This window comes from Nostoc sp. 106C (assembly GCF_002154725.1).
Classification (GTDB): Bacteria; Cyanobacteriota; Cyanobacteriia; order Cyanobacteriales; family Nostocaceae; genus Aulosira.
Genome location: NZ_MTAW01000087.1, coordinates 60,297 through 73,882 on the forward strand (window position 1 = coordinate 60,297; position 13,586 = coordinate 73,882).

General features: G+C 42.0%; 17 protein-coding genes. 12 read left to right on the forward strand and 5 right to left on the reverse strand.

Translation table 11 applies throughout. The features are described from left to right. Positions 1-233: 233 nt before the first annotated feature. Entirely contained in the window at positions 234-389 is a 156-nt protein-coding gene (locus BV375_RS36720) for a hypothetical protein (protein WP_166507418.1), read from the forward strand. On the opposite strand, the gene BV375_RS09735 is transcribed toward BV375_RS36720, so the two are convergent. Genes BV375_RS09735 through BV375_RS09745 form a run of 3 tightly spaced genes read right to left on the reverse strand, consistent with a single transcriptional unit; the run spans position 372 to position 3,033 of the window. Further along, on the reverse strand, positions 372-1,223 hold the full coding sequence (locus BV375_RS09735) for a hypothetical protein (protein WP_086759848.1): 852 nt from the start codon (positions 1,221-1,223) through the stop codon (positions 372-374). The genes BV375_RS36720 and BV375_RS09735 overlap by 18 nt on opposite strands. Positions 1,224-1,237: 14 nt before the next feature. Further along, a complete protein-coding gene (locus BV375_RS09740) occupies positions 1,238-2,032 on the reverse strand; it encodes a hypothetical protein (protein WP_086759850.1) in 795 nt (264 codons plus the stop codon). 20 nt (positions 2,033-2,052) lie between these two features. Beyond that, a complete protein-coding gene (locus BV375_RS09745; protein WP_243713893.1) occupies positions 2,053-3,033 on the reverse strand; it encodes a hypothetical protein in 981 nt (326 codons plus the stop codon). Positions 3,034-3,266: 233 nt separating this feature from the next. Between BV375_RS09745 and BV375_RS09750 the strand changes: the two genes are divergently transcribed. From BV375_RS09750 to BV375_RS35885, 6 genes are all read left to right on the forward strand, one after another. Then, complete coding sequence (locus BV375_RS09750) at positions 3,267-3,854, forward strand: hypothetical protein (protein ID WP_086759934.1); 588 nt, start codon at positions 3,267-3,269, stop codon at positions 3,852-3,854. 72 nt (positions 3,855-3,926) lie between these two features. Further along, positions 3,927-5,156: a hypothetical protein gene (locus BV375_RS09755; RefSeq protein WP_086759852.1), complete on the forward strand. Its 1,230-nt coding sequence runs from the start codon at positions 3,927-3,929 to the stop codon at positions 5,154-5,156. A gap of 48 nt (positions 5,157-5,204) precedes the next feature. Beyond that, entirely contained in the window at positions 5,205-6,464 is a 1,260-nt protein-coding gene (locus BV375_RS09760) for a DNA cytosine methyltransferase (RefSeq protein WP_086759854.1), read from the forward strand. Positions 6,465-6,559: 95 nt separating this feature from the next. Continuing rightward, complete coding sequence (locus tag BV375_RS09765; protein ID WP_243713894.1) at positions 6,560-7,114, forward strand: hypothetical protein; 555 nt, start codon at positions 6,560-6,562, stop codon at positions 7,112-7,114. A gap of 96 nt (positions 7,115-7,210) precedes the next feature. Next, complete coding sequence (locus tag BV375_RS09770; RefSeq protein WP_086759856.1) at positions 7,211-7,501, forward strand: GIY-YIG nuclease family protein; 291 nt, start codon at positions 7,211-7,213, stop codon at positions 7,499-7,501. Further along, on the forward strand, positions 7,470-7,775 hold the full coding sequence (locus BV375_RS35885) for a DUF3155 domain-containing protein (RefSeq protein WP_143842041.1): 306 nt from the start codon (positions 7,470-7,472) through the stop codon (positions 7,773-7,775). Before BV375_RS09770 ends, BV375_RS35885 begins: the two co-directional genes overlap by 32 nt. Before the next feature lie 175 nt (positions 7,776-7,950). Here BV375_RS35885 and BV375_RS09775 read toward each other — a convergent pair whose 3' ends face one another. Then, a complete protein-coding gene (locus tag BV375_RS09775; RefSeq protein WP_086759857.1) occupies positions 7,951-8,526 on the reverse strand; it encodes an ImmA/IrrE family metallo-endopeptidase in 576 nt (191 codons plus the stop codon). 41 nt (positions 8,527-8,567) lie between these two features. Further along, positions 8,568-8,924: a helix-turn-helix transcriptional regulator gene (locus BV375_RS09780; RefSeq protein ID WP_086759859.1), complete on the reverse strand. Its 357-nt coding sequence runs from the start codon at positions 8,922-8,924 to the stop codon at positions 8,568-8,570. 99 nt (positions 8,925-9,023) lie between these two features. Between BV375_RS09780 and BV375_RS09785 the strand changes: the two genes are divergently transcribed. From BV375_RS09785 to BV375_RS09805, 5 genes are all read left to right on the forward strand, one after another. Beyond that, positions 9,024-9,548: a multiubiquitin domain-containing protein gene (locus BV375_RS09785; RefSeq protein WP_243713895.1), complete on the forward strand. Its 525-nt coding sequence runs from the start codon at positions 9,024-9,026 to the stop codon at positions 9,546-9,548. Between the two features lie 3 nt (positions 9,549-9,551). Continuing rightward, positions 9,552-9,932 carry an E2/UBC family protein gene (locus BV375_RS09790; protein ID WP_086759864.1) on the forward strand — a complete coding sequence of 127 codons (381 nt, stop codon included), beginning with the start codon at positions 9,552-9,554 and terminating at the stop codon, positions 9,930-9,932. Then, on the forward strand, positions 9,929-11,356 hold the full coding sequence (locus BV375_RS09795) for a ThiF family adenylyltransferase (RefSeq protein WP_086759866.1): 1,428 nt from the start codon (positions 9,929-9,931) through the stop codon (positions 11,354-11,356). The genes BV375_RS09790 and BV375_RS09795 overlap by 4 nt, the downstream gene beginning before the upstream one ends. Before the next feature lie 3 nt (positions 11,357-11,359). Next, positions 11,360-11,719, forward strand: a complete 360-nt coding sequence (locus tag BV375_RS09800; protein WP_086759867.1) for a DUF6527 family protein — start codon at positions 11,360-11,362, stop codon at positions 11,717-11,719. A gap of 369 nt (positions 11,720-12,088) precedes the next feature. Further along, a complete protein-coding gene (locus tag BV375_RS09805; RefSeq protein ID WP_208099093.1) occupies positions 12,089-13,531 on the forward strand; it encodes a lecithin--cholesterol acyltransferase in 1,443 nt (480 codons plus the stop codon). The last annotated feature ends 55 nt before the right edge of the window (positions 13,532-13,586 follow it).

The following is a 13,586-nucleotide window of genomic DNA, read 5'->3' on the forward strand; positions in this document are numbered from 1 at the left end:
TGTTGCGAAAGTACATCAATTTGCAATGGTGTACCTGCCAGCCGGAGGCGATTGCACTCCGTTATAGACGAAATGTACGCGATCGCCCTTTAGTCAATTAAATCAAGTAACGCTAACTTAGTTTCTTCCACAACGTTGCTGGAAGAAACCAACGTCATAACTGCAACAGTTTCCGAACATATTCAACAAATTCCTAGCTGGCATTTCAGTTTGTTGCTCAAGAACTGATAGCAATGATCGCCGCAGTAGATATCAAAAATGCCAACCTAGGGATGGTTCACCTCATACCCAACGATTTTGACACTTGTGAAGGTGGTAATGGAGCAGCAATGGATTCATTTTCGTTGATTAGCTCGATTCAAATGAGTATTTTATCGTTTAAAAAATAACAACATTCCATGTGGATTATCTAAAAATACATCTTTATTACTGTTGTGATTCTGCGACTCATACCCTTGTAAATCTTGACTTGAAAGTGAGTACACATCAGTTGCAACAAGCTGATACCCTTGAGTATTGAAATAACCAACTAGTTTATCTGGCATGACATGAGACGCGCCGTAACTTGGTAACAAATTATGTTCTATTTTATCCTGGTCTAAAATATTTAATTGCACAACACCTGTACGACAAAATATATCAAAATCAATCGACTCGATTAAGCCACTTGTAGTAATTTCTATTGAATTTAATTCCATCGCTAGTTGCTCTATACTCGTAAAATTCCGCGACCACGGGTTGCCCATTAAAAATAGTCTTATCGATATTGCCTCTGGCTGCACCTTCACGATATCAAGTAATGTTGTTGTAACCGTATGTGGTTGTAAGTAATCTAATACTCCATGAACCGAAACTAGCCGCAGGCTATTTCGAGCGTAAAGTTTTGTCAGTTCTAGTTCTGCTAGATTGCAATCGCAAAAATAATTTAACTGTAGGTTTGGATATTGGCTGCGTAAAGCTAAAAACTTTTCTGGTGGGTTAGGAGCAATGTCGTAACAATCGATTGTCGGAAGTTGGTAGCGCGTTAAGTCAACTCCCTCAAAACCAAAAAAAACTTCACGTTCGGCAAAACCTGCACCCAAGATAGCTGCACTGTCACCATTACCTGAAAGAATCGCTTCCCAAGTGAGGGGATAAACATTGGGGGTAAGTTCTAAAAGCCTAGCTCGACTAATTTCTAAGATATTGCCACTGCCCTTATTTTCTAGGAATCTTACTGCCATAAAACCTCGCTATATTATGAAATAACCTTGGGACGACTGATTAGGGTGATATCTTTACCTTCGCCCAGACGGTACACTTCTGTGCGATCGCCAACATCAATTTCAAAAAACCGATAGCTTGTAGTAAACCGCGCCCACGCTGCCAAAGGATTAATTTTTGGGAGATTGGTTGTTGCTTGGTAAGTAATTTCAAACCCCGCTCCCCCATCTTGCTTGAACATCCGCAAAAAACATTCGTAGTCTCTAGCGTGCCAAAAATCAGTCGTTCGGCGACGCACCACATCTTGGGAGTCAGAACTCATAGCCCGTGCTGCTGATGCAGACACGATCAATTGCAAATTGTCAGACATTCGCGTTAAGGCAAGTTTCTTGTCTGGATTTGAGAATATTTCATCAACAATTGGTCTAAGCTCAGGGTGTAAACAAGTTTCAGCAATGTAAAACCCTGAATACTTGCTGATATCATTCTCAAATTTCCGATTAACTAGTCTTTCTGAATCACAACTAACCGACTTTCGTAGGCTTGCAAAAATCAAGTCTTCATATAACTTCTGCTGCGATGCTGGCGTTGCTGCAAGAATTTTGAATGCAGACCCACGCATCCCCTGAATTCCAATCAAAGCACAGGTACAATCGAGGGATGCCGCCCACATTGCTAGAAATTTTCGATAGTTGTTATAAAGCATTAATGCTTCCTGGTAGTCAGGAGCTTTAATTTTGAGTAGATGCTTTACTGGATTGGGTTTAATTTCCCATCCAGGCTTGCATAGTAAAGCCCATAACGCAGAAGAATCTTCAATGGCATCCATGCATTTATGCCCTCAGCAAATTAATGACAATTATTGGTCTGTCCGTTTTTGTCAAACCTCATGCGGGATATCAAATCCTTAAGATGCGCTGGGTCTACACCAAACCTATGAGCAATGTCGTACTCCTCATCTTCAGTTGGCGGTGCATTTAGTGTAAGTAAATGCTCCAAAAAAGGTTGCGACCCCCCTAAAGGCAAACCATCATCCGTAAAAGGTAACCTATGTTCGTGCATTGACTGCTCAAATACCGCAGGGCGGGTATTTTGTAGCCACGCTACAACCTCACCAGGTTTTGGCGGATCTATCCCCAGTCGATCGCATTCTTCTAATAACTCGTTTGATAATTGCGATTCTACTGCGGAGACGCTGCGCGATCGCTCCACCAAATCTTGTAACCATTCCTGTAGTTTTCCTGTCTCTGGTAACTGCAAACCCAGCGTCTGACAAGCAGCTACAAACTCTTGCCCAATAACAGCATTAGTATATAGCTGCCCCAACCAAGTAGCAAATTCCTCATTTTCAGGTAATTTTATGCCTTGTTCAAGGCTAAATGTTTGTAATTTCTTTCCTAAACGAATTCTTTCTAAAAGCTTTGTACCAGTATCTTCTTCATTAATGATTTGAGGGTCATTTGACCCAAAAGCCATTTTGTCTAAAAGCCAAATAGCTATTTGTCCTGATTTTGGAGCTGATAAATTTAAAGTTTCACAGGCTATAAGCAGCTCAGTTCCCAAAGACGTATAACTCGCAAGCCACTCCTCTAAATTACCTGACCGAGGAGCAGTAAGTCCCTTTTGAGATAAACCAACAAGCTCTAAACCCAAATTTACTAAGTTCCTAACTACCATTGACAAGCTTTTACCCATGTCAGGTATTAACTTCTCAATTTGACTCCGCATATCAACATTAATATGGACTGTCACGCGGTCTTTTTCTGCGTCTACAGGACGACCGCGCTTCGGAGGTAGCTTTGGGTTTTGTTCGGGCTGTTGTTTACTCATGTTACTTCAGTTTATCGGAACCACAAAGCATATTTGAAGCCTTTATATGCAAAAACGTTAACAAACGTAACCATTTAGCAGTGTAAAAACATTTTTACACTGCTAAATGGTTACGAAATGTAAATAAAACACATACATAATTAGTTGATTTGGTATTCTTCAATCAAAAGCACAAAAAAGTCGAGATGGCAGAAAAACACCTGTTTCAATCAAAATTTCTGCACGAGTCCAATATGAAATACTGCGAAATCTTCAAAAACTTACCCAAAGAAGGCTTAGAACCAAGGCAATTTCTACGCCACTGTTTTGATATCGCTGAACTCAGCCCCCCAGAACTTCTCGAAGAAGAAACAGATTCGCAATACCGCAAAAAATGTATCACTGTACTATGTGCAGTCTTAGGGGTACAAAGACCAACAGTTCGCAAGTGGGGAAGCGATCTCAATTTTGACGGAACACCCAACTACTGCAAAATTTCACTTGCTTACATTCACGCGGCCGAAATCATACCAAACCAGCTAAAAAGCATCTTGAGAGGAGAATACAACGCACCGGAAGTAGATGCTCAAACCTTTCTAGAAAGAATATTCCTTGAAGGGTTAACTGAACAGCAAATACTGCAAACTGTTTCCCACGCCAATTTTCGCGCAACTTGTGTCAAAACTCTCACGCAAGTATTACATATTGGCACCAAATCAGTCCAAGATTGGGGTCAAGATATGTCGTTTCACAAAATGCCCAAAATTCACAAGCACACCTTGGGCTATGCTTTGGCTGCTATCTCCAAATCGTCATCAAAAAATTGGGAAAAAGCGGCCTGACTTATTTAACTAGTCGAATTAGGAAACTTGGTCTTAAAGATAAAACCGCGCATTATAGCGCAGAAAAATGTCATGACTACAACAACTTTTGCAAATAAATTATACGTCGAGAAGCATCGGATAGACTCCAATCCTACCACCCACATAGAGCAAAGTAACCTAGAGTACCTCCACACGGCTTTCCTACTCTATGAGTACAAGCAGACTTACACTAAAAAAGAGTATCGCGCACTGTTAGAAGAGTACGGCTGGGACAAGGGCAGTGCTGAGGAAAGGCGATCGCTCCGAATTGCCGAGAATTTTCAAGCATTTATCAGTTGTCCGGAACATTTAGCGGTTTTACCAATATCGGTACTACTTCGGTTATGTTCCCATAACTACAAAATCCTAATTGATGAATTGAAAGATATTCCTATTGGTGGATTGACTTGTGGATTAGTGTTAGAACTGATTGAGAAAAGAAGATTGTTTCTCAAAGCCATGAATCAAGAAAAAAAAGATGGCAACTGGCGAGCAACACCAGATGGAAATAGATATTACACCTTCGGCAAAATTATGGAGGATGACTACCAAACAGGAGTGTTTACCGAGAAGTTAATAGAGGAATTGGGATTGTCACCGCAGAGAATTGTCAGAATGGCGATCGCTGATTTATATGAAAAGCATCAAGCTGAAATAGCCAAGAATGAAATCGGCTCTTTTGAAGAACTAATCCCTTGTGAACAACTTACTGACACCATAGAAGAATTGATTCCTGCCAACGATGAAAATATCGTCAACCCAATAAACCTTGAGGTAATGCAGCGAGAACTTGAAACCTTGTGGCAAAGGGATACAGAAGAATATGACTGCGAAGAATACCTGGAAGAACCTGAAGAGTCAAACATTGACTTTGAAGAAGATGAGATTCAGGTAGTAGAAAGTACATTGGCTGGGATATTCGGTACAAATGAAGTCCCAGCAACTGATGCAGAAGTCCTCGCAGACATATTGCGGAAAGCTTCAGATTATTCCTCAGTGCGCCGAGGACTATGGCAATATCAACAAGCTAAAGAAGAAGCTTGGAGCCTCCTCTCGGATTCGGAAAGGAAATCTGTATGGCAGATGCTTCCAGAGGCAATCAAAAAGCTTAGTAATGCCAAGCGTGAAGGATTGATTGTCAACTTTTATGAGATGGAGTCAGGAGGAGTATATAAAGTCTTCACTACAGATTACCCACTAATAGAAGAAACAGTTAGTAATAGTCGCTTAGACAGATGGCTGGCAGATTTGAAAGTCAGGCAGAACTCCGATTGTAATTGACATGTGTTAAAAGCCAAGTGCAAGAAGTTAACATTAATTAGAATCTCGATGAACTCAACAGCAGCAAACAAAAAAATAGCTGTTAGCCTATTCTCCGGGGTGGGTGGATTTGACTTGGGATTTAAAGCAGCAGGATTTGAAATCGCGATCGCCATTGATAACAATCCCATCGCCCTAGCAACATACCAACATAATTTCCCCCACGCCACAGTTTTGTGCAAAGACATTCGGGAGGTGACGGGTGAAGAAATACGCGCCCATATTCAGGCGAAGTACATAAATTGGGACGGGGAAATTCATACAGTTTTTGGTGGGCCACCATGCCAAGGATTTAGCGTTGCCGGACTGCAAAATGTTGAAGATGAGAGAAACTCGTTGGTAGGGGAGTTTGTACGGCTGGTGTTGGAACTCAATCCCCTTGCGGCAATCATGGAGAATGTGCCGGGGATTGAAAATCAGAAGTTTGGCTGCATTACTGCGAACCTCCAAGCAGTGCTAGAAGAACATTATTTCCTTAGCAAATGGAACCTGAACGCTTCAGATTACGGGGTTCCGCAAGCTAGAAAAAGGGTGTTTTTTGTTGCATCTAAGTTTGGAGAAATTATACCGCCGGAGCATCAACCTCAACATACAGTTAGAGATGCGATCGCGGACTTGTTGCCAGTCCCCCTACTCCCCAAGCAAAACACTCAAGAATGGCATCCAGATTGGGTGAAGGGAGAATATGCTAAGTATCTTGAAAAAATATTCCCAAATCTTGGTATAGTAACTAACATTAGAACGGGATTCACAGCGACAACACATACACCAGAAGTAATTCAGCAATTCATCAACACTCCCCCAGGTGCGAGAGAAGCTAAATCCAAATCAAAAAAGCTGCAATGGGATGGATTCTGCGTAACGTTAAGAGCCGGGAGTGGCAACCGCACCGCATTACGTCCCCTGCATCCAGTACAACCACGGGTTATCTCAGTTAGAGAAGCTGCTCGTTTGCACAGCTACCCCGATTGGTTTAATTTCAGTGAGGCAACACTCCACGCCCAAAGAGAAATCGGAAATTCGGTACCCCCATTGCTTGCATATGCTGTAGGAATGCAAGTTAGGGAACATCTAGAATGTAATACCAGTTATCAGATTAATTGCCAAAATTGGCAAAACTGCCTATTTTTACCAATTTCTTGCAATTTTAAGAATATATCGGTTTTTGTCAATGAAATGCTGTCTTTAAGCGGGTTAAGTAAAATCAGCAAAGAGCGATCGCCTCCACGTCTGGCTAAAAGAAAGCAAAATTTGGTTACTTGCCTTTAGGTCTGGCGGATAATAAATGATTATTTTAACCGCGAATTAATTGTGTGCGTTACTCTGGGCAAGAAGACCACCAAACAGGAGTAATCACATAGGAATTGATTGAAGACCAAGCGATCGCAGATTATCACGCCAAAATCAAATCCCAAGAAAAAGAGCAGCCACAGGAAGAGACTGCTGAATCTAAAGTGGTTGAGTCGAGTATGCTTCCACAATTAGAAACATCCCCAACAGAGAGAGAAAAAGCTCTAGAAGTTAATCCCAGACTAAAACAAAACGAACAAACCAGCACTAGTAACACTACAGAACAGCAGCCAGTTGAGGAAGAAGTATTAATGCTGGCAGAAAAACTCAAATCAGCTACCAGTTATTATCAAATTAGAAGTGCTATATATAGGCATCTGGCTGTTAAAGATGAAGCTTGGAAGCAGCTTTTCCCAGAAGAACAGTTAAGAATTGAAAGATTGTTGACCCAGGAAGTATTAGCTCTCAAAACAGCCAGAGAAGCAGGTTTAATTATTGACTACTATGAGCTAGAAACTGGCTGGTTTCAAGTATTTATTGCAGGTGAGGATAAGCCTGTAAGCATTAGTAAATCAAATGTAATTAGTTGGGTACAAGAACAAGAAAGACTCAACTGCGTAACTACGTAAACCACCACAATCAGCTAACGCCTCAGTTTTCAAAATAATCCCAAAAAAGCATATATGGAATTGTCAGGAAAGATACCCTCAATTCCTTGCTGCTACATGATTGAGCTATCTCGTCCGCTTGGAAACGAGAAACATCAAGCTCGTTACTACTTAGGTTCATGCGCGAATCTCAAGAAAAGATTTCAGCAGCATCTACAAGGATCTGGCGCAGCATTTACTCGTGCTGCGATAAAACGCGGCATCGAATTCAAAATTGTTTACGTATGGAAGACATCAAGTAAACAAGAAGCCCGTCAGCTTGAAATTCAACTCAAACGATATAAAAACCACGCACAATTATTAAGGAGAGTGCAAAATGCCAAAACGCATTCGACAAAAACTAGGTAGATACAATTTAAGACGCAGATTACGCGGAAAAGTTTTGCTATCAAAGGTTACAAGCTTTAGTTGCTATCAACAAAACCATCAAGAAAAAACTTGTACAACTGCAAGGAAATTCATTCGCAATAACAATATTCAATCACCATGCGTTATCACCGTACTCAAGATATCAGGTAGTGAAGAGAAATTTTTCTTATCAAACAATGGATTGTTTAGTTATAAATATGCAATTGAAAATCACAAATTATTTTCACCAGAAATAGCGTTAATTGCTAGTTAAAATTGACTAGAATCTGAATCTATTACAGCCTGTCAAATATGGCAGGCTAAAAATCAATAAGGCTTACTCGACCAAGTTCATGAATATAGATGACAGTATTATTAATTTTTTATTTTATATAAATTTTTTAATTGATGATTACCAGGATTTTATTAATTTTTGCACTTAAGCTAATTCAACTAGCTCTCCAACGAGAAGAAATTCTTTTTCTCGCTCCAGTAACATTAATACGCATATTTATCACTTCCTTGCTAGCACGGTAATATTCAACAGCCTCATCTATTGTCATTGCGGTTTTAACAATATGGAGGGCAGCTTCTTCTGAAATTAAAAGTGCTGGGCCTAACCAGTTTGCTTCATCTTCATATTCTTGATTAAAATTCCGGCATCCGCATTCGTTGAAGACTTCATCTGGCTGGTGTTGAAGGATGCCATGACTTAACTCGTGAGAGACATTGGAAGCCTGACGTAGAAGGCTGTGAGCGTCATTGTGAACAATTATTCTTTGTGTGCCATAAAACACTGTTATCGCAGAAAAACTTTTTGTGTCTTTTTCTGTGAGATAGCGAACCTCGTCAGGAATTTTATTTTGAAATTCCGACAGAGGAACAATAGGAATTGCTAAATGTTCAGCAAGCTGCCAAGGGCATAAGGGATCATGTGGTTTGAGACCAAGCTCTGCCCGAAACTCCCTGGAATAAGCACTTGCCTCCTTCTTAAAGCCACGACGGAACTGCGCCTTATTTGGCATAAGCATTTACCTCCTTCCTCAAACCACAGCGTAATGTCATCTTATTGATCCTTGCGAAGTTTCTCGTAAGCAGCTTTGATGACGGCTTCCATTGCAGATGCAGCTTCTGGCGTTAAATGGGGGTCTGCACGCAAATATGCCGTAATTTTAGCAAGTGGTTCGGATTCGGTTGGAATATCTTGTTCGCGCTTGATGAAGGAGTCTGCGTTCAGCCCAGACCATGCTAACAGAGCTGCCATACTGTCTACATCTGGTCGTCTACCTTGCGCGATCCGAGTCAAAGTGGACGCACTAACGCCAGATTTTTCGGCAACTTGTTTCCAAGTCAAACGCTTAGACAGCCTCTGACTGTCCAATGCTGCGTAAAAGGCTTCAACATCAAACTGTCCTTTTGCCATTTTACCTCCAATTTCACTCTTGCAATTTTAAATCAAGTGTGCAATATAATGGATGAAATTTCACAAGTGAAATTGAAAGTCAAATTTGCAACTGAAACTATGACTAACAATATTGTGGTTGAGGAGATCGAATTGGAAGCGTGGGTCAAGCAGCACGGGGCTGTACAACCTCCGCTTGCAAAACACTACTTGGTGCGGATTGATGACCGAAGTTACAAAGTAGACGACCCCGTGATTACAGGAGGGCAGCTGCTTGATGAAGCAAGCAAGAGACCCGTGGATGAGTACCTCATCTTCCAAGTGCTACATAACGGTCAGTTGGAAGAAATCCGCCTTGATGAAACGGTTGAACTTAGAAAGCCTGGTATCGAGCGGTTCATTACTTGGCGTAGCGATCGCTCTTTCCGTTTTGTTATCGACGGTCGGCGATTTGAGTGGGGCGCGCCAGTTATCACAGGGTTAAAGCTGAAGGAACTTGCAGGTGTAGACCCTAAATCCTATGGAGTTTGGCTGGAAGTACGTGGTGCAGAAGACCGTCCAATTGCTGATAACGAATCTGTCGATTTACAAGCACCAGGAGTTGAGCGATTCTTCACTGGTAAAAAGACTACAACGGAGGGTTAAGTAATGAGCTTTTTACCCCCAAACGATCGCCAATACCTGGAAAACAGGGGTTTACCTTTTGAAGAAGTGGTAGATGCCAGTCAAAAGGGTGTCATTTTACGGGAATTTCAGTTACCACCTGGTCGTTTTGATACCGAACAGGCAGATATCTTAATTCTCTTGCCGAGCGGATATCCAGATGCACCCCCCGATATGTTTTACCTGATGCCGTGGGTAAAGTTAGTACAAGGTGCAAAATATCCAAAAGCAGCTGACCAAGCACACCAATTTAATAGTCAGAAATGGCAACGATGGTCGAGACATAACAATGAGTGGCGACCTGGTACAGATGGCATATGGACAATGCTCAAACGGATTGAAAATGCTTTGGAGGTGGCTGCTTGATTTCTGCAAGCTTGACATTGCAAGAGCAACACTTAAATTCCCTGCGGGAATTGCTATTAACCACAGATGGGAAAGAGCGAGCAGCCTATGTCCTGTGTGGAAAGGCCGTTATAAATACGGACCCTTGGGATGGACAGCCGCACCAAAAATTCATTTCATATGAAGTAATACCAGTGCCAGAGGATGAAATTGTTTCTTTCTCTGCCAAACACATTACCTGGAAAACAGATTCTTTTGTTCGGGCATTGCAAGTGGCACAAGCAAAGAACCTGACGTTAGCTGTTTTCCACAGCCACCCAGAAGGTTTGGGAGAATTCTCTATCCAGGATGATACTAACGAACCAGACTTAATTCAACTGGCACAAAACCGCAACGGCTCAGATACACAGATTTTGAGTGTGATTTTAACACCAGATGGAAATTTGATTGGTCGCATCTTGGTTAGTTCGCAGGAAGTTATTTTCTTGCGGATGATTCGTGTTATTGGGCAGAAAATCCGTTTGCATTATCCAAACCGAGGGCTGGGGGTTTCTCCTCCAGCATTCCAGAGGCAGGCTTTAGCTTTTGGGGAGGCCCTCAATCAAGACTTATCGATGTTGCGTGTTGGGGTTGTTGGTTGCGGTGGTACAGGAAGTGCGATCGCCATGTTGCTGCCAAAGATGGGTTTTCGCAACATTGCACTTTTCGATAAAGACATTGTTGAAGATACGAATTTAAATCGGCTACACGGTACGCGTCAGCCAGATGCTGATGCTATGAGTCCCAAAGTTGAAGTTGTTGCCAGGTCACTTGTGGAACTTGGACTTGGTGTTCAAGTGAGAACATATCAAGCTTGGATTGGAGAAGCAGACTGCCGCGATCCCCTAAAAGCGTGCGACGTAATTTTTTGTTGCACTGATGACCACACGGGTCGCCTAATGCTGAATCGGTTTGCCTACTACTATGCAACACCTGTGTTTGATATGGGTTTAGCAATTGAGGTTTCTCAAGAGGAAACGCCCAATTTTCAGGCTTTAGATGGTCGGGTCACGGTGCTTGCACCTGCGCCAGGACATACCTGTCTATTGTGTCGTGAAGTTATAAATCCTGTTGCTGCACGGGATGAAGCGTTAAAACGAAGTAATCCTGATGAGTACGAACGCCGCAAGGCAGAAGCCTACGTTATTGGAGAAGGAAACCCCAGCCCTGCCGTTGTTTTATTTACAACAGAGGTTGCAATTATGGCAATACAGGAACTTGTTCACCGCCTTCAGGGTTTCCGTGGTGAGGATGGTGCAGCATCTCACAGGGTTCGTAAATTCCATCTGACGACTGACCGTAAACCAGCAGCAATCTCTAATCCCAATTGCCCAGTTTGCGGGACAGTCGGTGTCCAGTGGTGGGGCAGAGGGGATGTTGTGCCTTTTCTCAATCTGGTGGAGTAAAGGATGTTTTTTCGTGGTGTAATCAGACAACTATTAATCTGGCTGCGTTTTATTCGTCAGCCAGACTTATCAGCACGGATAGTTCCAACACATCCTGCACCTGAGAATATAAAACCAGGGGAGATTTTAGTCGTTGGTGATGCTGAATATCAGAAATGGGCTTGTTTTCGTTGCCCTGGAGGATGTGGGGAAAGTATTTTGCTGTCCTTAAATCAAAAGCAGCATCCTTGCTGGGCGATCGCCATTGATTCGTTAGGGCGACCGACACTTAATCCTTCTGTTAGGCAACTTAACGAATGCCACTGCCACTTTTGGGTATGTCAGGGAATTGTTAAATGGTGCCCTGATTCGGGGAAGGAATGAACTTTATGGTTTGGCGCCACAGGAAAAGTCTGCTTCTGTGCAACGCCAACTTGCTTAATTGTTTTCATAGTAAAAGGCAGTTCCATTCTGCCAACAAAATACAACTACCTTTTAATAAATCTCGAAAAATGAATGTCAATTCTTATAAACGACACAGATCATTAGTGCCATAGCGATCCTCTATCAACAAAAAATTTCTTAAGCAGAACACCTCACATAGCAAAAGCATATCAAATATAAAACAATAAGCTTTTTATATTTAAAAAGCATCCCTTTAATAGTATTTTTTAATTTAAAATTGGGTCTAAGCCAGTTTCGCCTTTATTTGCTTCAAGGAAAATAAGGAAGGCAAGTACAAAGGAGAAAGTTATGCCAAAAGAAAGGATGCGAGATATCGTTGTACTGATACCTGGCATTATGGGTAGTGTTTTAGAAAAAGATGGTAAGGATTTATGGGCTACTGCTCGGGTAGCAGGAGCTGCGTTAACTAGCTTAGGGTCTTCATCTTTACAGCAACTTAAGGTGGAGGGGGATGATCCCGATGTGGACGACATAGGCGATGGAATCCAGGCGACCCGCTTGATAACAGTTCCTCGTCTAATCGCAGGACTGACCAAAACTGACGATTACTCAGTTCTCTCACGTTTAATTACGGACTACTTTCAAGTAATTAAAGCAACTGTGGATGATGACGTTCCAGCTAACTTTTTTGAGTTCCCCTACGACTGGCGGCGTGATAACAGAGTTGCTGCTCGAAAATTAAAAAAGCTAATTGACCAACGCTTACCGCAGTGGCGAGAACACACTGGTATAAAAGATGCAAAAGTAATTATATTAGCTCACAGTATGGGAGGTTTAATTGCCCGTTATTATTTAGAAGTATTAGAAGGGTGGCAAGACTGTCGAGCTTTAGTAACCTTTGGAACTCCTCATAGGGGAGCCATTGATGCAGTCAACTTTGTAGCTAATGGATACAAACAAATATTTCTTGAGCTAACAGAGGTAGTACGCTCATATACTTCTGTGTATCAATTAATGCCAATTTACGAGATGGTCAACGTTCGTGGTAAGTACCAGCGAGTTGCAGAAACAGACGGAATTCCTAACATCGATCAAAAGCGAGCCGAGCAAGCGTTAGCGTTCCATCGAGAAATTGAAACTGCTGTACATCAGCACCAGAATAATGCTCAATACTTAAAATCAGGTTATAAAATAATACCAGTTGTTGGTTTTCGTCAGGATACTCTCCAATCTGTTGAGCTTTCTGAAGGAAAACTAATAGCAAGCTATGAATTGCCGAATGAAATTGATTTTTCTCTAGGCGAAGGGGATGGAACCGTACCCCGCTTATCAGCAATTCCCATTGAACTCGACCAAGAGTATCGAGAAACATATATCGCACAGAGGCACAGCTGTTTACAGAGTAGCCCGCAAGTTTTGAGTGATTTGCGCGAACGCCTTAAACAGATGCAAATTCTACACAAACCAATTCGAGGTCCGGAACCTAATCATGAGGTAGCCCAACGCCCAGCTATCAATCTCAATCTTGATGATTTATATCTTGCAAGTGAGCCAGTTGAACTGCGTGCTAAGATTATTAACTTGAGGGAAGACCCTGGAGTGCTAAAAGCTACTATCACCAGAGTAGGGAGTGACGAGCCATTGAGCTTTGAATTTCATCAACAGGAACATCGATGGGTGCTTACAATCGATGCTCTCACCCCAGGGTTGTATCGGTTAGAGGTGCGGACACGCAAGGCTGGCCCCTCGGCTCCAATACCTGTTCAAGACTTGTTTGAAGTAGTGAATTAAACTTGCTGTACATTAAGTAAAATTAATTAAGACCAATTTACAGACAAGCGCTACT